This window comes from Bacillota bacterium (assembly GCA_013178415.1).
Lineage (GTDB): Bacteria > Bacillota > SHA-98 > Ch115 > Ch115 > Ch115.
In genome coordinates this window covers 38,704-58,775 of the sequence record JABLXA010000012.1, presented here as the reverse complement: position 1 = coordinate 58,775, position 20,072 = coordinate 38,704, and the positions used below count along the sequence as shown (strand labels likewise).

Annotated in this window: 22 protein-coding genes; all 22 read right to left on the bottom strand. The window is 55.2% G+C overall.

The genetic code is table 11. From position 1 onward, the window contains the following. Positions 1–30: 30 nt before the first annotated feature. On the bottom strand, positions 31–1,122 hold the full coding sequence (locus tag HPY52_10815) for a hypothetical protein (protein ID NPV80749.1): 1,092 nt from the start codon (positions 1,120–1,122) through the stop codon (positions 31–33). Continuing rightward, complete coding sequence (locus tag HPY52_10810) at positions 1,122–7,472, bottom strand: phage tail tape measure protein (GenBank protein ID NPV80748.1); 6,351 nt, start codon at positions 7,470–7,472, stop codon at positions 1,122–1,124. Before HPY52_10810 ends, HPY52_10815 begins: the two co-directional genes overlap by 1 nt. 27 nt (positions 7,473–7,499) lie before the next feature. Beyond that, positions 7,500–7,757: a hypothetical protein gene (locus HPY52_10805; protein NPV80747.1), complete on the bottom strand. Its 258-nt coding sequence runs from the start codon at positions 7,755–7,757 to the stop codon at positions 7,500–7,502. Next, a complete protein-coding gene (locus HPY52_10800; protein ID NPV80746.1) occupies positions 7,723–8,175 on the bottom strand; it encodes a hypothetical protein in 453 nt (150 codons plus the stop codon). Before HPY52_10800 ends, HPY52_10805 begins: the two co-directional genes overlap by 35 nt. A 22-nt stretch (positions 8,176–8,197) precedes the next feature. After that, complete coding sequence (locus tag HPY52_10795) at positions 8,198–8,782, bottom strand: hypothetical protein (protein NPV80745.1); 585 nt, start codon at positions 8,780–8,782, stop codon at positions 8,198–8,200. A 6-nt stretch (positions 8,783–8,788) separates the two neighbouring features. Continuing rightward, a complete protein-coding gene (locus HPY52_10790; GenBank protein ID NPV80744.1) occupies positions 8,789–9,178 on the bottom strand; it encodes a hypothetical protein in 390 nt (129 codons plus the stop codon). Further along, a complete protein-coding gene (locus tag HPY52_10785) occupies positions 9,175–9,510 on the bottom strand; it encodes a hypothetical protein (GenBank protein NPV80743.1) in 336 nt (111 codons plus the stop codon). Before HPY52_10785 ends, HPY52_10790 begins: the two co-directional genes overlap by 4 nt. 1 nt (position 9,511) lies before the next feature. Then, complete coding sequence (locus HPY52_10780) at positions 9,512–9,877, bottom strand: head-tail adaptor protein (protein NPV80742.1); 366 nt, start codon at positions 9,875–9,877, stop codon at positions 9,512–9,514. Beyond that, positions 9,878–10,231, bottom strand: coding sequence for a hypothetical protein (locus HPY52_10775; GenBank protein ID NPV80741.1), 354 nt, complete (start codon positions 10,229–10,231; stop codon positions 9,878–9,880). Between the two features lie 16 nt (positions 10,232–10,247). Continuing rightward, the gene (locus HPY52_10770; GenBank protein NPV80740.1) at positions 10,248–10,574 is read right to left on the bottom strand and encodes a hypothetical protein; all 327 of its coding nucleotides are present in this window, start codon (positions 10,572–10,574) and stop codon (positions 10,248–10,250) included. A 5-nt stretch (positions 10,575–10,579) separates the two neighbouring features. Then, positions 10,580–10,840 (bottom strand): hypothetical protein, encoded by a 261-nt coding sequence (locus HPY52_10765; GenBank protein NPV80739.1) that lies wholly within the window; start codon positions 10,838–10,840, stop codon positions 10,580–10,582. An 18-nt stretch (positions 10,841–10,858) separates the two neighbouring features. After that, entirely contained in the window at positions 10,859–11,881 is a 1,023-nt protein-coding gene (locus tag HPY52_10760) for an aspartate ammonia-lyase (GenBank protein NPV80738.1), read from the bottom strand. Between the two features lie 22 nt (positions 11,882–11,903). Next, positions 11,904–12,332, bottom strand: coding sequence for a DUF2190 family protein (locus tag HPY52_10755; GenBank protein ID NPV80737.1), 429 nt, complete (start codon positions 12,330–12,332; stop codon positions 11,904–11,906). 14 nt (positions 12,333–12,346) lie between these two features. After that, positions 12,347–13,825 (bottom strand): hypothetical protein, encoded by a 1,479-nt coding sequence (locus HPY52_10750; GenBank protein NPV80736.1) that lies wholly within the window; start codon positions 13,823–13,825, stop codon positions 12,347–12,349. A 69-nt stretch (positions 13,826–13,894) separates the two neighbouring features. Then, the gene (locus HPY52_10745) at positions 13,895–14,278 is read right to left on the bottom strand and encodes a hypothetical protein (protein ID NPV80735.1); all 384 of its coding nucleotides are present in this window, start codon (positions 14,276–14,278) and stop codon (positions 13,895–13,897) included. A gap of 2 nt (positions 14,279–14,280) precedes the next feature. Then, on the bottom strand, positions 14,281–14,496 hold the full coding sequence (locus tag HPY52_10740) for a hypothetical protein (protein ID NPV80734.1): 216 nt from the start codon (positions 14,494–14,496) through the stop codon (positions 14,281–14,283). 12 nt (positions 14,497–14,508) lie between these two features. After that, positions 14,509–15,522, bottom strand: a complete 1,014-nt coding sequence (locus HPY52_10735) for a hypothetical protein (protein ID NPV80733.1) — start codon at positions 15,520–15,522, stop codon at positions 14,509–14,511. Continuing rightward, positions 15,470–16,363 carry a hypothetical protein gene (locus HPY52_10730; protein NPV80732.1) on the bottom strand — a complete coding sequence of 298 codons (894 nt, stop codon included), beginning with the start codon at positions 16,361–16,363 and terminating at the stop codon, positions 15,470–15,472. Before HPY52_10730 ends, HPY52_10735 begins: the two co-directional genes overlap by 53 nt. 2 nt (positions 16,364–16,365) lie before the next feature. After that, positions 16,366–17,898 carry a phage portal protein gene (locus HPY52_10725; protein NPV80731.1) on the bottom strand — a complete coding sequence of 511 codons (1,533 nt, stop codon included), beginning with the start codon at positions 17,896–17,898 and terminating at the stop codon, positions 16,366–16,368. Next, entirely contained in the window at positions 17,876–18,193 is a 318-nt protein-coding gene (locus HPY52_10720; GenBank protein NPV80730.1) for a hypothetical protein, read from the bottom strand. The genes HPY52_10725 and HPY52_10720 overlap by 23 nt, the downstream gene beginning before the upstream one ends. 10 nt (positions 18,194–18,203) lie before the next feature. Continuing rightward, entirely contained in the window at positions 18,204–19,463 is a 1,260-nt protein-coding gene (locus HPY52_10715; GenBank protein ID NPV80729.1) for a PBSX family phage terminase large subunit, read from the bottom strand. A gap of 34 nt (positions 19,464–19,497) precedes the next feature. Then, positions 19,498–19,926, bottom strand: coding sequence for a hypothetical protein (locus tag HPY52_10710; GenBank protein NPV80728.1), 429 nt, complete (start codon positions 19,924–19,926; stop codon positions 19,498–19,500). Positions 19,927–20,072 lie beyond the last annotated feature (146 nt).

Below are 20,072 nucleotides of genomic sequence, written 5' to 3'. Positions count from 1 at the left end.
GGCTGTCTCGCAAAATCGGAGGGAAAGGCATCAATACCACCTCGCTCTAAAAAGAATTGAAATGCCCATTAACTGATTTTCATCCTCTACCTCAATCTGATTTACGCCCGGTGCCAAGGGGAACCCATTTATCAGATATCCCTCGTTGACGCTATTGATTACCGGCACCGCACCGCTGAATATTCCTTGAAGAGCCTCGCTGACAAAATAGCCTGCCAGGAAGCCTAGCTTGTATATCTCATATGTGCTCGTGGCATCCGGGGTTGTATCCCAGGCCGTCGCCATAGTTGCGACCTTTGTTGTCCCGTTATATCCGATGATCTTCCGGTATTGACCTGCCCCAGTACCACCCGTTATCTTGATGATTTTATCCACATAGTAGCCATCCTGGCTCGATGCGGTAGCCGCCAATGTGATATAGTCGGATCCTCCGCCTTGGGCTGTGCCCGAGTGCTCAATATTGTTTGAGAGTTTGACGGCATTGTGCCTGGCGGCGTCCAATATTAGCACTTCGCCTGCCGCAAGCACCCCAGTATATTTCACCGCTAGCCCTGTAGTGTAATTTGTGAGTTGCGGGTTCTGCACATTTAACGCGCCGGACGTTTTGCCATACAGCCAGATGACCGGCTCCGCCTGGGCTCCCCCCGAATTTGTGACGTTCAGCATCGTCACCGGCGGTGTGAATGTCACTGGGTTAATCTCAAGCTGGGTGAGTTGGTCGGCATAGAGAAACGGATCCCCGGCCTCAAGTGTAATCGACAAGGTGAAGACCCGACCCAGGAAATACCCCACCCTGTAGCTGTGATCCACGCTCTTCGCATAAACCAGCATGTATTTGTCATCATTCTCATGCCGATACAACTTGAGGGGGTTCGCCCTGTGGACGAACCCCACCACCATCTCGCGTATTGCGTCTGCATCGTCTTTGTCCACTCCAGCCATCATCCCGCTTACCCGGATGGTCCGGGAATTGAGGGAGGCCATCGGCATATCTATGATTCGCCCATGACGGCCCTGGATCTTGATCCCCGGCAGATCCATTTCCGAGGGCCAGCCCTCGACCGCCATCTCATCCGGGAGCAGCATTGTTTCACCCTTCGCATTCACAAGTTTCACTTGCACTATGCACCACTCCCCAGTGTAGCCAGCTCGGCCCGCCTGGACAGCGAGGCCATGAGCCGGTCGAATTCCTCCTTGCTGTTGATACTCGCATTTATGGTCATGTTCTCGATGTTATATTGATTGATTACAGCTGCTGTCCCGCGCTCTACTGCGGAATTTATCCCCACGAAGGCAAGAAATGCGTCCCGCATCTCATAGATGGCCTTCTCGATCGCCATCGCATAAACCGGAAGGCTATCCAGCACCGTAAGCGGCCTCAGGAGCTCGACCAGGAGGTCCCGGGTGGGACCGGTGATTTCTGATATCTGAGTGCCCTGCTTCCCTCCAGATTCAGATGGAGTTTCCGGTTCCTCTATCCCTTCCTCCTCCCGCCAGGTCGGCTTTATGGTTGGAATATGCACCCCGAGCCAACCCAGAGCCCAATTAATCACTGAAGTTATCGCATTCCAAATCCCGACTACAATATCCGCCACCCAACGGAATACCTGGCCAACGGCTTTGAAAATGGGAATCAGAAATTGGGCCAATATCTTAACTAAGGGCACCAGAGGGGCTATGAGCTCCCCAAACATGTCAGCTACGGCTTGGATAATAGGGTTTAAGGCATCCAGAAGCGCGGCAAAGGCTCTGCTCTTAGTGATAAGCTCCATGAACACATCTGACAACCCACGCCAGATGCCGCCCTCCTTATAACCCTTCTGGAAGGTCTGGATCATCCTCCCGAAGTCACCGAGGGCATTTAGGAACGATTCACCGAGCCGCGCAGCCCAGCCTTTACTCTTATCATAGATGAGGTTATCTACCTCCTGAAGCGCCGCTTTGACGGCCAGGACGTAGACCTCCCATTCCTCACCCATGGCTTCATACTTCTTCAGCTGAGCCTCGAGGGTTTCGCGGATGGCCTTGAGTTCGTCCAGCTTCGCCTCCTTGACAAGATCCATGAGGGCGCCGTAGTAGTTCTGGGCCGCGGTGGCCCGCTTCTCTATGCTCCACTGGCTCTTCTCGGCGATCTCTTGCTCATGGGCTATTTGCTCCTGGAGGCTAACCAGGCCGAGCTTCTTCCGGAATTCATACTCAGCTTCGGCGGCATCACGGCGGATCTTCTCGCCATGGGCCACGGCCCAGGCGATGATTTCACTCTCGGTCCAGCCAGCCTTGCGGAGGGCCGCGATCTTCTGCTCCAGGGAAAGCATATACGCTTCTTCATCCTGCCCCCGAAGCTCGGCAAGCTCCTGCGCCACCTCGCGCTCATGCTCAAGACGGGCATCAGCAAGCTCCTTGTCCTTCTCGGCCCGTTCCTGGCTGAGTTGGTAAAGCCGCATGTTGAGCTCAGTTTGGATAGCCTCGATAGCCTTGGCGGCATCGCTCTCAGCACCGACCTTGGCAATTACAATCGCACGGATGGCATCAAGAGTCTCCTGGGCTTTCTGGACCTCTTCCTCATTCATCCGGTCGATGGCGCCGATCCGGGTCTTGAGGGCCTTTTCGGTTTCCTCCTCGACCCGCTCATTGTACCAGGCGTCGACGAGGGCCTGATCCTTAACGGCAGCCTCCTTCTCTTTCCGCTGTTGGTCGAGGCTTTCCAATGCGACAAGGAGACTATCTTTTGTCCGAGAGTCTACATAGCTGGCCATTTCATCAGTTGTGGTCTGCACTTTCTGATTAAGGTCTGCCAGGGCCTTGTCTATTACCTGCACCGCAAGCTGGCCCGCAAGGCCTATATTCGCATAAGACTCACGCCACTCTTGCAGCATCGCAATTGCCGCCTGGACATTGGTCTTCGCGACCTCCTGGGCCTGGGCAACCCGGTCCCGTGCCGCGTCTTCATGGACCTTGGCGGCATCCTGGGCGATCTTCACTAGGATCTTCTGCCGCTCTGCCTCAGTTTTGGCGTTTGCAAGGAGCTTCGCGCCATCCTCGACGATCTTGTTCAGCCGGGCCTCATAGGATGTCGCTATTTCAGCATCAATCTGCTCTATTGTCTTGGCCCAGTCCTGCTCCCGCTTGGACAAAATCTTGAGGGCCTCGTCAATCTTTTTGATTGCCCCTTCCCCAAGATAGCCCATCCCGGCGTACTTCGCCCGCTCTGCCTCCAGTATTCGTTTTGCGGACTCAATATGCACCGTCTCCAGGTCACCGAGGCTATCGATCACGGCCTGGGCAGCCTTCTCATTCTCGGCCTTTGTGACCTCTGTGAGTTCGCGCTCATAAGCAAGCCATGCCGATGACCATTTATCCCCGGCGGATTCAAGGGCGGCCATGCGGTCAGACAGGTGCTTCTTATATTGCTCGACAGAGATCTGCCCTCGCTGGTATTCTTGTTGTAGCCTAGCGTCTTCGCGCCTCTGGGCTTCCTCTGCATCTTTCTCCTCCTGTGTTTTCACTTTCTCGAGAGCTTGATTGATCTTTTCCAGAGCTGCTGTGTATTTTGTCGCAGCGTCCTCTCCGAGAGGCCCCATCTTTTTGACCTCGTCATAGAGGGCACCAAGGGCCTGCTTTGCGGCCTCCAGCCCCGCACGGTCAACCGGCATAACCCCGATGGCTTCCGTCACCTTGGCTTCGGCTATCTCGGCCTGCTGGCGTTTGAGGAGCCTGAATTCTTCAGAACGGAGCCGTTTCCACTCGTCGGACCCTTCCTTCTCGGCGGCGAGCCATTTCCTCACCCGATCTATCTGCTCTTGAGTCGTCAACTCCCCTCGTTCGACCTGATCCTCATACCGGTTGCGCTCGATCCGGCGTAGTTCCTCCAGAGCCGCCTTAATGACCTCTACAGCGGCCTTGCCTTTCTCGCCCATAGCGGCATAGGCAAGCTGTTCAGCAAGCAACCTCTCGCGGGCAGAATCTACCTCAACGGCAGTTAAGTCCCCCAGACCAGCCACGAATTCTTCAGCGGTGCGCCTATTGATATCCGATTCCACTTGGGCAAGTTCACGCTGAATGGCGATCCACTCAGAGCCATATTTTTCTACGGCGGCGAGCCGGGCCTCCAAGAATGCCTTGTAGTCAGCGGCAGACTTCTGCCCCTGCTCATATTCCCACCGCGCCTGAGTGATCCCAAGCTCCTCCTGGTGCTTGGTGAGCTTATCTATCTGCCCGTTGATCTCCTCGAGCGCCCGGGCATATTCCTTCGCCGCATCCTCTCCTTGCACCCCCAAGGCGACAGCAGCATCATACGCCTGGCCTAACTCAGTCCGCCATGCCTTTAGCTGGTCAAGACCAGCCTCGTCAATTGGGCCGAGTCCTTTAATCCGCGCCTGGGCGGCCTCAAGGTTGACTTTCTTCTGAAGCTCCAGTTCCTCCAGCTTGAGCCTCCGCCATTCGGTGGAGCCCTCGGTCTCCGTTGCTAGCCATGCCTGGATCTGGGCAAGCTGCTCCTTGGTGGAGAGGGCGCCCATCTGCACAAGGAACCGGAATCGATCTTCTTCATCCTGGCGAATTTGTTTGTTCAGGTCAAGTTTCGCCTGGGCAACGGCGGCCTCGGCAAGCTCAATACCTTTCCCGGCCTTGCGGGCAGCCTCAAGCTCGGCCTCGCGTTTCTTTAATTCCTCGCGCAGGAGGTCGGCCTTGGTTTTCTTACCGGACTCCAAATAGTAGGTATTCCAGGCATCCTCGACTTTTTTGCGATACTCAAGGTCCTCCTCTTGCTTTCGTTTTTCCCAAAGCCGGAGTTCCTCTTCGAGTTTCTTATACTCTTCGTCTTTCAGGTTCTTATCTTTCAGCAATCGGTTTAAGTAATCGATATGATTCTGTGCATCAAAGTCATATAGCTGGGCATAGAATTGATATTCGTCATATGCATCCCGGACTTTCTTCTGGCGTAGCTCCTCCCGGAGGCCAGCCAATTGCATCTCGAGCTGCCTTTGTTCTTCGATGCTGGCACGGCGGTAGGCATCCGTCTGTTGAATAGCTTCAAGCTCTTTGACCTGCTCCTCAATTCCCAGACCCTCAACAGACACCCGATATCTGAGAGTCGCCATGGCCTTGGCAAGTTCGCTTTGTCCTTCGTCGACCTTCTCTTTGATGCGCTGATAGCCCGATTTTACCTCCACACTCGCAGCAGCAGCAGCCTTCAGCCAGTCCCCTCCGAATTGGGCGATAGATTCGTTGATCACATTAAGCAAGTCCCGTGCTCGCTGTTCGGCCCAGGACTTTACCGCTACGTCCTCGGACTTTAACCCAGCACCGATGTCGGCCCATGCCCTCTGGAGATCCCCGAAAGCACCCTTGCCGAGGGCCTTCACCTTCTTGCCAAACGCCTCGAATTCGGATAACTCCTCCTTCGTCACTTCTTTGATCTTCTTCGTGGGAGAAGGAGCAACCGGCGGCAAAGAGACAGCTTCGCTTGGTCTGGCCCCAGGCTTAGTCGTGAGAAAGTCCTGCAATTGTTGTTGGGCGTTCTTGAGTTCCAGAATCCCAGTCTTTGCCTTATAGAGTGCCGAAGATAGCTCTGAGAAGGTGCCATACAGCTTGTTATATGCCTGTTCCGCAACCGCAAATTGAGTCGCGGGCGGAGTGAAGGCATCAAATATCCCCTTAGCTATCGCAGCCTGGAGAATCTGCTCTCGTTGCGCGTCCGAGGTGGCCCGGCTCATCGCCAGGACAACCTCCCGCATCTTGTAATAGCGCGGGGCAATTTCGTCTAGCTGAGCCTTCACTTTATTGAACTGCGGTTCTAATAGCTTGACCTGTTCCTCCAGCCCGGGAAGCTCATACTTCACCCGCATAGCAGCCATCTCTAGTTGTTCTTTGCGGAGTTGCCAGAGTTCGTCTCTCACTCGTTTCGCGGCATCGGCATTCCCTATAAGGGCCTTCCCCATGTTGTCATAGCCCGTCACAGCCTGGGGGGCTAGCTGGACTATCTTGTCTATCACCTGACGGAGGCGCTCATGCTCCTGCTGGGATTTATCGGGTTTACCTTGGAGTTCCTCATACTCCTTTATGAGCCGGTCTAGCTCCTCGGCCTGCTTGCCGTAGGTGTCACCCTGTTTCGTAGCCTCGTCTACGGCCCGGCGCACGGAGTTAATCTGCCTCTCTATCGCGCCGTCAACATCCCTACTTGTCCGCACCCAGGCGGCTATTGCCGCCACCACCGCGCCAATAGCGAGGGCTAGCCCAGTGGGGCCAGTAAGAATCCCTATCAGCGAGCCTAGCCCAGCAAGGACGGGGCCAATGGAGGCCGCATACATCCCAAACATGATAGCCGCCTCTTTCACCGGCCCAGGCAGGTTACTAAAAGCCTCCACAAAAGGCCGGATACCTTCGATCCCTGCCGTCAGCATCGGCATCAATTCAGCCCCAAAAGACCGGGCAAGAGCAGATAGCTCATTCTTGAATATCTGCACCGCGTGCCCGCTTGTCTGGGCCTGTTTTTCGAATGCTTTATCAGTGGCGCCCAGAGAGGTCCGCATGACATCGAGGTCGTCCTTGAACAATTGCATTTCCTGGCGACCTAACCCCAAGACTCCCTTTAGGGCTCGGACGTTCGGAAAGAGGGCAGAGAGGGCCTCGATATTGCCTCCTGTTGCCTTGTAGACCTGCTGGAGCGATTCATACAGGCCCTTTGAGGCCAGCGAGGCCGCGCTGAATTCTATCCCCAGTTGCTTTGCGAGCTTAACGGCCTCATCGCTGGGGTCTATGAATGTCAGTATAGCCTGGTTGATAGCGGTCACGGCCTCAGGGGTCCTGACACCGACCTTTGTAAGGGTTGAAATTGCAGCCGATAGCTCCTCGAATGATACCCCCGCTGTCGAAGCCGTGCTCACCACGTCACCGATATTCTGAGCCAGCTCAGGGAACGTCGTCTTGCCGCGTTCCACCGTCTTGAACATAATATCAGAGACGGCTCCGGCATTTTCAGCAGCCATGCCGTAGGCGTTGAGCACCGAGGTGATCGCATCCACGGAGGTAAAAGTATCGGACAGCCCTGCGGCGGCAGCCTTCGCCGATACCTCCAGGACGCCCATGGCCTTTTCCGCAGGGATAGAAGCGGAGATGACCTGGTAGAGTCCGTCCGCAAGCTGCTTAGCTGTCTGGGGGAGCTCGAGGCTTAGGGCTTCAACCTGTCTGCTCATCGCGGCTATGCTGTCCTTGCCCGTATCGACAATAGTCCAGACATTAGCCATGGAGGTCTCAAAGTCCATACTCGTCTTAGCCGCTATCCCGCCAAGTAGCGAAAGAGGGGCTGTCACGCCAAGAGAGAGGGAACGGCCCACTTGAGAGAAAGATTCCCCGATAGCCTTGAACCGGGCGTTGATATTCCGGTCAAAAGCCTCGACCTGCCGGGTAGCATCCTGCATCCCTCTCGTAAGCCCCGCATAATTGAGGCCAACCTCAGCCCAAATTGTCCCCATACTTCCCCACGGCATGCCCATCACCTACTACAGCTTGTATTTCCCGCTCTGCTTGAACTGCTCTTGCTGTTGTTTGAGCCAGTCGAGTGATACCGGGCCTTTTGCCACCGGCTCCCGATCCCCCGTCCCGGCTTTACCCTTGATCTCGCGCTCTGCCTCCTTCCGCGCCTCCTCGCGCATATGAATCAGCATGTGCGCGCAGGCTTCGTCGAGACAGAACGCTTCATATGTCCCCAGTTCTGGCAAGTAGTCACTTGGCCTTGCCCCGAACTCCTTCGCCGTCACCGCCAGGCGCAATAAGATATTCTTGTCGCGCGCGAAAAAGCTCCAGGGCTTTTAAGCCCTGCTGTGTATAGAGGAATATCGCAGTCCGTTGAAGGTCGGTTAGATATTCCGCCACCTCATCATAGGCCGGCTCCACGAGAACAGCCTTACAGATAGCATTCAGCATCTCGATGAACTGCTTGAATTCCTCCGGCGTGGAGTCGGTCATGGGATTGAACTCCCCGCCCTTGGAGATGATCTTGTAGACGATTGGCAAAAGCTCGTTCGGGATAACCCCCTGTTGGACCAGCGCCAAAAGCGAGGCCCGGCGGACCTTCGCGTTGAAGACCTCGCCGGGCTCCCAGCCAGGCAGGGGGATGACCTGGCAGGCTTTGTTTCTGATCTCGTCTATGGACATTACCCTGAGTTCATCACTCATAACACTTTATCCCCCTCATCTGTTACGCGGGCAGGTTGGCTACCTTATCAATCGTAAATGCGGGTTTACTTTGTGCTTTGTTCTCCCGAGACTTGATGGTGTAGCTAGGCACAGCGAAGTTGCGATCCTGCTGAGCGAATGTCGGGATGCGGCCCTTCGCATTCCAGAGGGTTACCTTGACGTAGCCCACCACGTCAGAGGAGTCCTGAGACCCCTCCGCATACTCCGCCGCGTAAATCTCCGCCTTAAATGGCAGCCTCGGATTAGCCTTCTCCTGAGCAACAGTATTGGGGATGTAGCCCGTATAGTTCGGCGGAGTGCCCACTAGCGTTCCGCCACCGATCATAGCCATGGCCTCAAAATCGAGGACGGCATCCTGGAACGTGGCGTTCATCCCGACAAGGACGTCATCGTCTTCAACCGTCGCGACAAGCCCATCTCCGCCTCGGAGCTCCTGCCGGGAGCCCTCGATGATCTGCGGATCGAAGCTAACCTGTTGGGGAGTAGTCACTCGGACAACCTTAGCACCTGTTTTATCAGACCCATCTTGGTTAAGCTCCGTAAGCACCAAGAGCCTAACACCATAGGTCGGCCCAACACTTGCCATCTTCTATCAACCTCCTAACGGAATTGTGAAATCAATGCGCTTTGCTAGTGCCTGCAATACGTCATCATGGAAGTCTCGTCCGTCCTGGTTCCACTCGATCAGAAAGTCCCGACCGTCTTCAGTTGTAAGGACTTTGCCTGTGCCGTTTGGGCCAGACAGGAGCGCCTTGATCTCTGCGACCGCCGCATCCACCAGGAGATAGCTCCCCGGCTGAAAGTAGACCCAGATCGTCACATCCTGGAACACGCCTCGCCGGTTGAACGGGCTCCGGGGCCTCTCGCCGAAGAGAATTACCCCATATGGTTTCGGAGTTGAGGCATCGGCCTGGTAGGGCTGCTTCCATGTCTTCACGCTCTGGCAATTCGCCGTGAGGTATTGATATAGGGCTTTTCTCACCTGCGAATCACCTCTTGAGCATCCCTGATGAACTCGGGGGCGTTGTGTTTAGCTACAGGCTCAAGGATCGCATACTTCTGGCTATGAGCGAGTTCAAGGTAAGGCCCATAATCCATGCTGTGCGCTATCCGGACCCGGAGAGCATCGCTTTCCTCCATGGCTTCACCGAAAAGCCCTTGTCGTGCATGTCCAGTCCGGTCAGTCCAGGGGGCCTCTTGTTTCGCCTCGCCCTCCATCTTGGCCCCGTAGTGCTGCCCAAGCGCAAAAAGAGCGGCCTTTGTCCGCCGTTCCCACTCCTGCATGTTTGCTATGACTTTATCTGCTCCCGGCATATTAGCTCACCTCTTCAAGGTCGACGTGGAGAGCTATTACATCGCCTCCTGTTGCAACCTGGTCGATATCTCGAATCCGGAAGCTCCGGCCCTGCGCTGTGAACACGTCGCCTAGCTGAATATCCGCATCCCACCTGGCGAGCATTCCCCACCTTTGAATCTGCATCTGCACGGCCTCGGTTGCGATCTCCTTTGACTGCGAATACGTGCCCATGAATACCCGCACAGTTTGAACCGGGAGCATTATCTCCTGCCGGATCGTGCCCCCGGCCCCGTCGTCTGCCTCGACTATCCGCTTGATCCAGATATCCGTGGGGTTGCGCTGAATCTGTCTCTCCACGTTCCGCCGCGCGATCGCTGGATTCATCTACAGCACCTCCGGCAGGGTGAGCTTAAGTATCACGCTGCCGACCTGCGCCTCTGCCATAGCTGCGTATTTATCGGCCATCTTGAGGGCATACTCCTGGCGTTCCTTCAGCGAGGTGAGGCGTTCAGTCTCCTGTCCGAGGGTCATCTGATCCACGTCGCCCATCTCAGCCTGATACATCCCGGCTTTCATCGTCCAACCAGCAGACGCGGCCTCGAAGATGCTATCGGCTTCCAGGAGCAGCTCGTCCAGGTCGGCGTCGGTGAATCGGGTATCCGTTTCTGTCCCTCCAGCGGGGATTTTCTCATCAAGGAGCTTGCGGAGCCTGGCCCGGAGATTCTCATCTGGGGTCATGCTATATCACCCCCGCTTAAACCTGTACCGCTGCCACCGTTACCGAGGCGACCGCCGAATATGCCACCTCGACCTGGCCGCTCGCGTTGTTAAATCGGTTCGGATCAAGCGGCCCAATCCATTTCTCGCCGGAGGCTCCGACACTCACCGTAATGTCATGGTCAAAACCCTGGTCGCATTGCTTCTGGCTGTTCACTGTTACTGTAACAGCCGACGCCGAGCCATTCTTCACGACCAGGAACGTCCGCCCGTTGTTGGCGAACTTGTCCCCGGCTGCATCAGCGGCCCCGTAAGTCGGAGTCACCCCAGCGCTTGCAAGTTTCTGTACAGTCAAAACCGCCATCTATCTCACCTCTTCCGCTTATTGGCTTTCGGCTTTTCCGGCTCTGCCGTCTCCGACTCACCCGCAATGATCTCCTGGACGACCTCAGGAGCGGGATTCATGACCATCCGCGGCTTGAAGTACTCGCAGGTATGCTCAGATGCCGCTCCCTCGTTCGTCCATCGCCGTCTCGGGGAGTTCGGGTAGCATGCCATCGTCACCGCTATCCCGGAAAGATTAGCGCCCGGCTCCCATGGGAACCAGGCGCAGTCTATACACCGTGCCATCTGTTATCACCATCCCATCTAGGCGAGTGCCACTTCCTGAATATTCTCAGTGGGGGCACAAAAGACGCCTCTCCAGAAATCACCCACGATTTGGCTCTCCACCAACCTGGTGATGTCGCCCATGGTGGCGTTGATCTGGAGATCCTGCTTGACCAACTCCTTGAAGCCGCGCTTCGGCCGGATAAAATAGCACTTACCAGCGGTTACACCCGAGTAGGTGTAGGCCTTCTTCCCTACCTGCGTCTGCCATCCGTCGTAGTAGATGATGTCGGAGATGCCGGAAACAGGCGGGTAGGTCGTACCGTTCACCTGACCGCCCCGTAGGGCCTGCTCGATGTCAGGACGATCCGCGCCAGACGCTAGAAGCACCGTCGCCGGCCGCTTTGCCACAGCGGTATCTGCCAGGGCTTTGACCAAGGTCTTGTAAATCCGCAGCCACCTGGGATCTGCAACGTCGCCCTGAAATGCCGTCTTGTTGCCCGCAGGATACACGAACGACAGAATCGGCCCCAGGTGCATGTCATTCAGCTTGGCGTTATATGCCTCACCGAATGCCCGGTTGAGCACCTCCAGGTTGAATACCTGATTGAATATCTCCATCTCCTTGGTATATTCGAACCCAGCCGCATACCCAAGAATCGCCACCGTCGGACCCTGTTCGGCCTGAAGGGAACCGAACTTAACTTCCTCACCCTCAAGGTGCTCGGTAAAGATGACAGTCCCATACTGAGCCCACTTGGCCTCCAAGAGCTTGGGGAAATTGGCATCCTGCATCCGCTCGTAGATAGGAGGATAGAGCACCGGCACCTGCTCCCGGCCAAGTTCCACGTCCAGAACGACCTTCTGCACGAGTTCCTTACGCGAGGCCTCCGATATCAGCATCTCGCCGATCGGCTTGTCGAGGTCGAAGGCTTCCATCTCGCCGTTGACTATCTTCTTGGTGACTTCGTAAACCTTGCCGTTCAAAACGAAAGGCACCTTCGTTTCAAAGGTGCCCTGTCGCCGCGCGGCTTTCAATTCGTCAATAGACCATACCTTCACTTATATCGCCTCCACGGATTTATTAAGCATGAGCCTGAATCTGCGGCCCGAGGATGAACCAGATCACGTTGTTGGCATCCTTCGCCGCCGTCACCCGCCCGACTGGCCGGTTCTGCGGGTTTCCGCTAGCGTCATTGTTGGGCACCGTGGTGAGCAGCTTATTTACCGCATCCCAGTAAATCTTGTCGCCCTTATTGAATGCATCGGCTAAAGTGATCTGATCCGTCTCATACTCGGCCTGCTCGATGTTCAGGGTAATTTGTGCCGTCTCTCCGGCCCCGGTCGTCACCGACTGCATCGCGAACCCGAAAAACCCATCAAGGAGATAGAGCTTCCCGGCCTCTATGGTGGTGTTCTGTGGAACCGTAACCTTTACGCTCTTACCATCGCTGATCTTCGCCCTCGCCGCATTGTAAACGGTCGAGGGAACCGGCTGTCCAGTAAATGCCATCTGTCAATCCCTCCTTACAGCGTTACCCGCTTGATTTTGAGATTCTGGGGAGTATTGCCACCGCCGCCAGAGCCACCGGTCCCAGGCGGAATGTCGATGTGGAGTTTAGAAAGCATATCCTTCACCGCCTGATCCTTGAGCAGATTGTCAATCTCCCCGGCGATCTGCTCCTTGGTGGCGTTGTCTGCTACGTGCAGCATCTTGCTGATTAGCCCTTGCGCCATCTCGCCAGTGACCTTCTCTTTGATGGTGTCGGCCACAAGCTTATCATGCTCTGCCCTCCGCTGAGCTTCGACAGCTTTCCGGGCCTCCTCTGCAACCTTGACAACGTCCATCTCGCCGGTGACTCCAAGGGCCTGCTTGACCTTAGCCATAGTCTCCATCGAGTTCTCTGCCACTTTCAGCCAGTCAGGAGCAATCTCACCGGCTATCTCCTGCACCTTCCATCCCATTTCGCCCACCACCTGGCTAAGGGTAACCTCTCTACTAGCCAGCATGGTCTTTAGCTGTGCAACAAGCTCCTTCCACGTCATTGGTTTTTGCCCACCTCCCGATATGATCTCGTCCATTTCGCCGACCGCGACGACCGCCGTCTGCATTCCGGCCCGGCCCAAGGGGGTCCAGTCGATGCTCAGCGGCTGGTAGTCTATCACTCGCGTCTCGCCAGCGGTCTGCTCCAGTTTGGGGATGCCAAAAATGCTGACGGTCCGAACTGTCTTCGCCTTGATCCAACGCTTCAGGTCCGAGGCGGCTTTGTCGATCACACCCCTGAAATATGCCTTGCCGTCCTTCCAAAGGGCCCCCACCCAGTGCGTCACCGGGACCGGAAACTCATGATCCACATCCTCGGGCTTCTGGTGGCCCAGAAAACCTGGCAATCCCTGATTCATCACCTCGCCGACGATCCTTTGCAAGGCCTGGGGAGTATAGTTCCAGCCTCGCTTGCTCCGGCCAGCCGGAATCTCGACGACCACTTCCATTGGCTCCGGGTCCCCCGCCTTAAGTGCAGCCAGGTCCGCCCATGGCGCCAGCGGTACATCCTCGACCCGCATCTCGCCGGACACCACAGCCATGACCGCCGACATCTCGCCGACCAGGCTCTCCGGTGCCGGCATCTCAAGCTCCCGGTAATGTCTGAGCAGGTGTCGTCTCGCCTGAGCTTTTTGCTCTGGCGTTGCGCTTACCTCGCTACGGGCTCCTGCAAGAGCCGCGGCAGCCGCGATTAGCCCGCCCCGATTGAGGATTACGGTTCCATCCTCCCGGACCTCGTGATGGGGGAGCTTGCAATCGGCCTGAGTTAGATCCTTGTTTATGTCGGCGCCCACAATAGCGTAAACCTCGCGGACGGCTTCAGCGACTCCTTCAGCGCCCTCCTCAATGCCTTGTTTGAGCAGCTGCCATATCCGGCTTTTGTCTATGTCTCCCCACGCAGCATTCGATACTGACTTAGATATCTTGAATACTTTTGGCACAGTCTCACCTCCTTTGGGCATAAGAAAACCGCCTCAGCCCTTTGCCTTGGCGGTTACTTCTTGTTACTGAATTGCCCTGTTCTCAAGTCCCTAGCTATCAGCTTCTGGTTCGCCGGGTTTACCTCCAGCCTCTTCACCGGAGGCGGCTGTCTCACTGGTGGCTGCGCCGGTTTCAGCCTTGACTCTTCGTTCATTCTCCTTCGCCTCCAGATAACCAATAAGCTTCTGGGCCTTCTCGGCCAGGCGTTCAAGATTCCTCAGTTTACGAATTTGTGCCCTCGTCAGCTTCCCTGTAGATTCTCCTGTGCGCAGAATGGCCAGATAAGAAACAAGCTGGCCAAAATAGACCAGCTTACCCTCCTTGCGGTAATCGGGCAAAGCGTCCCAGACCTCGGCGGCCTCGACAAGGTAGTCGAGGAGCCGATAGGATGCGCGAATCCACTTATCATAATAAAGACTACAAATATCTCCCATGGCTACAGTTTGATCTGACGGGCATCCAGCCAGTGCTTGAAATCCTTTTCGTTCTTCGCTTCAAATTGGATTCCATGATCTCCTGGATAAGGATCCCTATGCAACGACCTTCCAAAAATAATGTCATCCGGGATTTTGTCGGGGAAGGCTTTACACTTAAGTCCTTCCCTCTCTAGGTGCTTACAGACCATGCAGATTGGAGCTCCGCCTATGGTCATGGCTGTTCCTCCTCATTTGATCCCGAGCATTCTCTTAAGCTTCTTAAGCTCCTCTATGATCATTTCGCGCTCATCTTGAGGTGCATTCATAACCCAAGTGAAATCACCCCGCCATTTCGAGGGATCGGCCACAACTTTAAGCAACGTCTTCATCTTCTTTGCAATGGCGTATTTCCCTTCGCTGTGATACATTGCGCTGAAGGTTTCAGCCCATGCCTCATGTTCATCCTCACAGGCATATCTAGATATGCTGGATAGTCTTTTACCGTATTGTGTCTCCCAAAGCCGGACTGTATCCTCAACCAGGCCAAAACCGTCTGCAGAAACATATCTCGTGAACGCCTGTTTGCTCTCCAATAGCCAACTCCTGACACAGTGGCCGAACTCGTGCGTCACTACTGACTCAATACTGTTGCAATTGTATGGGTGAAACGATGATTGCTCACATATTGTAAGGTCACTTTGGAACTTCACTATGTCGCTGTAATAAGTAGGGTTTAATCCTATATATGAGCCATCTCGAGCTGCATGCGCCCATGTATTTGGGTCCCATTGGAATCCCGGCCTCGGAGTATTGGCCCCTCTGTGTGTCCCGACATATTTGAGCTTCGCTGCCACCTCCGGGTATTCCTTTGCCAGCTTGTGAAACTGACTTATGGTCGGGTTGATTGCTTCGATTGATGCCCCCTCAAAATCCCATTCAATATGCGGATATGTCGCCTTCGCCCACTCTGCGGCTTCATCAACCGATTGAAAACCGCTCTTGGGCAACTTCCCAGGTTTCCATCTTGAGGTGACCTTTGCCGCCTTGGGCGCCGACTTGATGACTATCGGACTTGGCAACAATCCTCTGTAAGTCTCATTGTACCATTTCTCCAGGTCAGGTTCAAGCGCCGGATCATCGTGCCAGCGCTTCAGCCTCTCGACAAACTCTTTTGTATCCTCTGTTATCGGGACTGTAAAACAAAGGCAGTTAGGGATGGGGGAGGATTGGCTCCTCCCCCGCTGGATAACCTCCTGGTCCAAGATTATATAAGTCCGCTGAGGCTAGATCGTCGCATATATCTTGCATGGGGTGGCTGGCTGAGAGCATCCAGCGCACACCCCGATAGCTCGGATTCACCCGGCCGGCCGCATACGTTCCCTCCATAAAGGCCATGGACATCTCAGTCCGTGCAAGCCGCAGGGCCTCATACGAAAGATTCCCTGGCACCCGCTTCCCCATCCGCTGCATCATGTTTACGTAATCGCGGCTTGGGGTCCCCGTCTTGAGATATCGCTCGACTTCCCTGGCCGTCTTGACGGCATCCTGACCTCTGGCAACCGCACTCTGGACTATATCACGGATTGAGGTTCGCACATTCTCCCCGGCCTGCCAGATACGATCCGAGAGCCTCAGCCCTTTTCGGGTCCGGGCCCAGATGGCTTCGGTCGCCACCTTGTTGACATCGCCAAATCCCCGCTGGAGCTTCAAGAAATCCAGATCGGCCCCGGCCTCCTGGAGGGCCCTCAATAACTGCTGTTGCAATGGCCGTGCCCCCGCCTCAATGGCCTGGGGCAAGTCTTGTTGTAACTGCCTGGTGATCGCCTGGCTAATCCTATCCGCTTCCGCCCTGAGCGACTTCTCCAATGCTGCCAGGTGCGCCCTCGTGAGGGGGCCTATCGTCGGCTTGAGATGCTTGATCTCGTCGGCCACCCGGTCCGCGGCATCAAGGTATATCTTTCGGAGGGCTGGTTCCTGGCGAAGCCTCAACCGGAGGAATTCACTTCTAGCCTCTAGTATGTAGCGGGCAAATGCTTCGTCATGCTCGTTCTTGATTCGGAGGATATTCTTCCAAAGCATATCCTCCAGGCGCTTCTCGGCCATGTTTACTCACCCGCATTCCCAAGGGCCTTATCTATTAGCTGTTGTTCAGTGCCGGCCAATTCTCCGTCCTCAAGCCTGGCTTGCAGAATCCGGGTCTTGATTATGCGCTCTCTTTCGCCTGGCACTTCGGGATCATCGCTGATATAGTCGTTCATGGTCTCAACGTACTGCGCCAGGAACTGTGCGGCCGCATCCAGGCTAATGAACCCGCCCTGAAGCGCCGTATTGAGCGCCTGCGTCACCTGGTTCAGCTCCTCGGCGACGTCCTTGCCGTCCCGAGGATCAATGTCATCCCATAGCAGCGTGGTCGCGTAAGTCGAGAATCGCTTGCCTTCCGCCTGCGCGGTCATGGCAAGCACGATCCGGGCGAGCTTCTGCCAGGCTTCGGTAAAGTGCTCTCGCTTGCGGGCGATACGCCTCACCAGGATCGGCATCTGCTCTTTAACAGAGCTGAGACTTGACGGCGTATGCACTCCAAAGGCGAATTCCGGAGTCTCCGAGGTATCAACAATACAGTAGAATAAGAGCTTCAATAACGGCTCCGTGGACCCGATAGCGCTTTGGACCTCTATGAACTGCGCGTCCTCCTCGTCCATAAAGATGAGGAGCTCATGCCCGTCAAGGTTAATGGCCCCGCCGTCCTCGGTGAATTTTTTCGGGTCTATGATGCCGAAGTTGTTTGCCAGGAATCTTGCCACGTCTTTAAGTTTAAGCTTCAGTCTCGGGGTATTGTGAAGACGCGCTCCCTGGATTCCAGAAAGCAAAACATCATGGTACGCCTTCAGAAATGGCTCAATGGCCTCCAGGTCGCTCCGCCCGAATTCCTCCGTCTCGTCGCCCTCATTGCGAAAATGCACAATAGGGATAAATCCCCAGGGATTGCGCTCCTCCCCCGGCGTCACACCAGGCGGAATGTCACCGTCCACCTGAATCAGCCTGCGCTCCCTACTTATCCGCTGGGTGATGATAGCCCGATGCTGATAGTTTCGCTCGTCCAGCCATACATGCTCTGATTTGAGCACATACTCCTGGACCGACCTGGTGAGCGGATGTCGAATAATCTGAATGACCTGCTCCGGTGGAATGATATTGTAAACGAGGCGCGTTTTAGCCTCTGGGTATAACGCCTTGTCTTCGGTCTCCTCCCTGGTAACCCAAACGAAGCAGTCCCCATCTCGGAGAGTATTTCGATGAGTCTGCTGCATCCGGGAGGTATTGGCGCCGAAGAAGTCATCCAGCACGGCCTGGGCGTCCTCATCCTCAGAGCGGAATTGCGGTACACCCATGAACCCCACGGTCGTGTTGATGACGGGCTTGGCAAACCCGGCGCCGAGCTTGTAGTTATCATCAACATTCTCATATAGCGCCCTGGCCTTGGCATAATCCACCCGGCTGCTGTCTAGCCGGTAGGGCTTAGCGTAAGTGGCGCCCACGATCCGCCAACCCAGGGAGCTGGTTAGGCTATCGCGTAGTTTGCTGATTTCGCCCACGGCCCACTTGAGCCAACGGGGGCTATTTCGCCTTGTCTTCGCCATCCTCATCACCGCCTGCGAGGAGATTATTCTCCTTCAAAACCATGTAAAGGCCGTTGGATAATTGGCTTATTTGTTTCTCTGATAGATCTAGGCACATAAACATAGTAACTGCGTGAAGAATCTCATGCAGTAGTGTTTCTTCGGCTTTACTGCCCGTCAATGCCCTTTCGATCCTGATTATCCCGGCCTGGTGATCGCATTGGCCTATCAACTCTCGTTCGTATCTGTCGACGATCTCGGGCCGTTCAATGATATAAACAAAGGGCCCGATCTTGACCTTATCCGGTATTTTCATAGTTGCCTCCTTAGCTATGCACCTTCAGGCCCCGCAAGATCGCAAGAGCCGCAGGGTCGAACCTACCGCTTACCCCGAACGAATAAACTGCATATCTCATAGCGTCCATGCCGTGGTCGTTTAGTTTGATGGGTTCCTCTTTCACGTTTTTATCGCCCTTCTGTTTAGGGTATTGATAACCTTGGATTTCCTCCAGAGTGCAGGTGGGCTTCTTAGCGTCAACTAGAGCCGGATCCTGCTCCACTAGGGCGCCCCGGAAAAAGTAAAGGCCGGGCTTCCCCCGCTCGTCTAGCTGGAGCCTTTTATAAACAGCCTGGATCCCAGGGCTTACGTCCTTGATGGCCGCCACAGTGGGAATCCCATGGGCCTCCAAGGTGGCCCTATCTTCCGCGTCGTGATCAGCGTATGTGGTAATATAATACTCCCCTTGGCTCAGCCTTACGATGTCACGAGCGTGGTCCTCTACCAGCCGGTGGCTGTAGTAAATCTCCCGGTATAGATACCACTCATCATCTGGGCTGATAGCCCACCACTGGCACACGAACGGGTTTGAATAGCCAAAGTCAATACTCCGTACCTTTGGCCATCCTTGCCACCCGGCCGGCATGGTATCAACGACGTGAACTAGCGGGTCAAAGCAATCATAAACCAGGCCCTCGAAGTCCACCCACTTGCCGAGAACGAACCGGTCCCTGTAACGCCCCGTAAGGGTCTGGATCTTTGCCACATAGTCGGGCGGCAGGTAGGGGTTTTCTAGCGCATTGCTCTCCACAACATCAGTGATCGGTCGCCCATCCTGCAGTTTTGGTCGATCCTCGTAAAACCTCCGGTAACACCAATGCCCCTGGTGAGCCGGATTCGTGGCCGCGAACAGCTGATGGAATGGCACCGTCCCCAATCGAATACGGCCACCCAACATTGTCCAATCTTCTTCGGTCAATTCGATAACCTCATCCGCGCCGCAGGCCCCAAGGTTAAGGGATTGAATTTTGAGAGGATCATCTAGACCAAAAAAGTAAATCTGGCTGCCGTTTTTGAGTGTCAAAAGGTGATCGGTCTTGTTCCACTTCCGAATATGGTCTGGCGGGCAAACCTCCTCGAAAAACGTCCGCATTGTGGTTTGTTTTAGGGCGTTAAACGTTTTTCGGCAAATCCCCACAAAGTTACCGGGATATCGCAAGCATAAAAAAAGAGCCTTCTCGCAAAGGATCCGACTCTTCCCCGCACCCCAGGCTCCCGAGTAGAGGAGTTCTGGAGCTGTAGACTCCATGAAACGGCGCTGGCCCGGTAAACACTCCAGCCTATTAACCTTCCGGGTAGGCGTCATCGTCGAAGTCATAAAGTTTCACCGTCAACTCATTTTCCGGGACCCCCGCGCCGCTATATTTCAACTTGGTATCTATAGTCTGGCGCAACTCCTTAGCCACGACCAGCTTATCGTTAATCTCCATCTCGCCAGCCTTAAACCACCCCAACTCTTGAGCAATAAGCTCGTCCAGAATATCTAGATCTCGTGGGACTGTGGCCTTAATCTTTTCTTGCACCAAGGCTTTGGTCTGTTCAGCCCGCTCCTGTCGGACATCTTTGATGTATCGAGCCACTGCGACATAGCTAATATCCACGCCATATTCTCGCTTTAGCTTTTCAGATATCTGCCGGCTGGTCATGGTGGTCGCCATTTCCAGGACCACCTCGGAGAGTCCATTCTGATCGATTTTGTTTGGCCTGGCCACTGCGACCACCCCCGTTTCGTTACGTTAAATCGTGTTACGTAATACGTAACATGTAATCCCCATTAGGCGCCGGGGCCCCGCGGAGCAGGTAAGGAGGCAAATCCGCCCCGGCGGTCTGAATACGCCCCGTTGTCGCTAAACAAAAA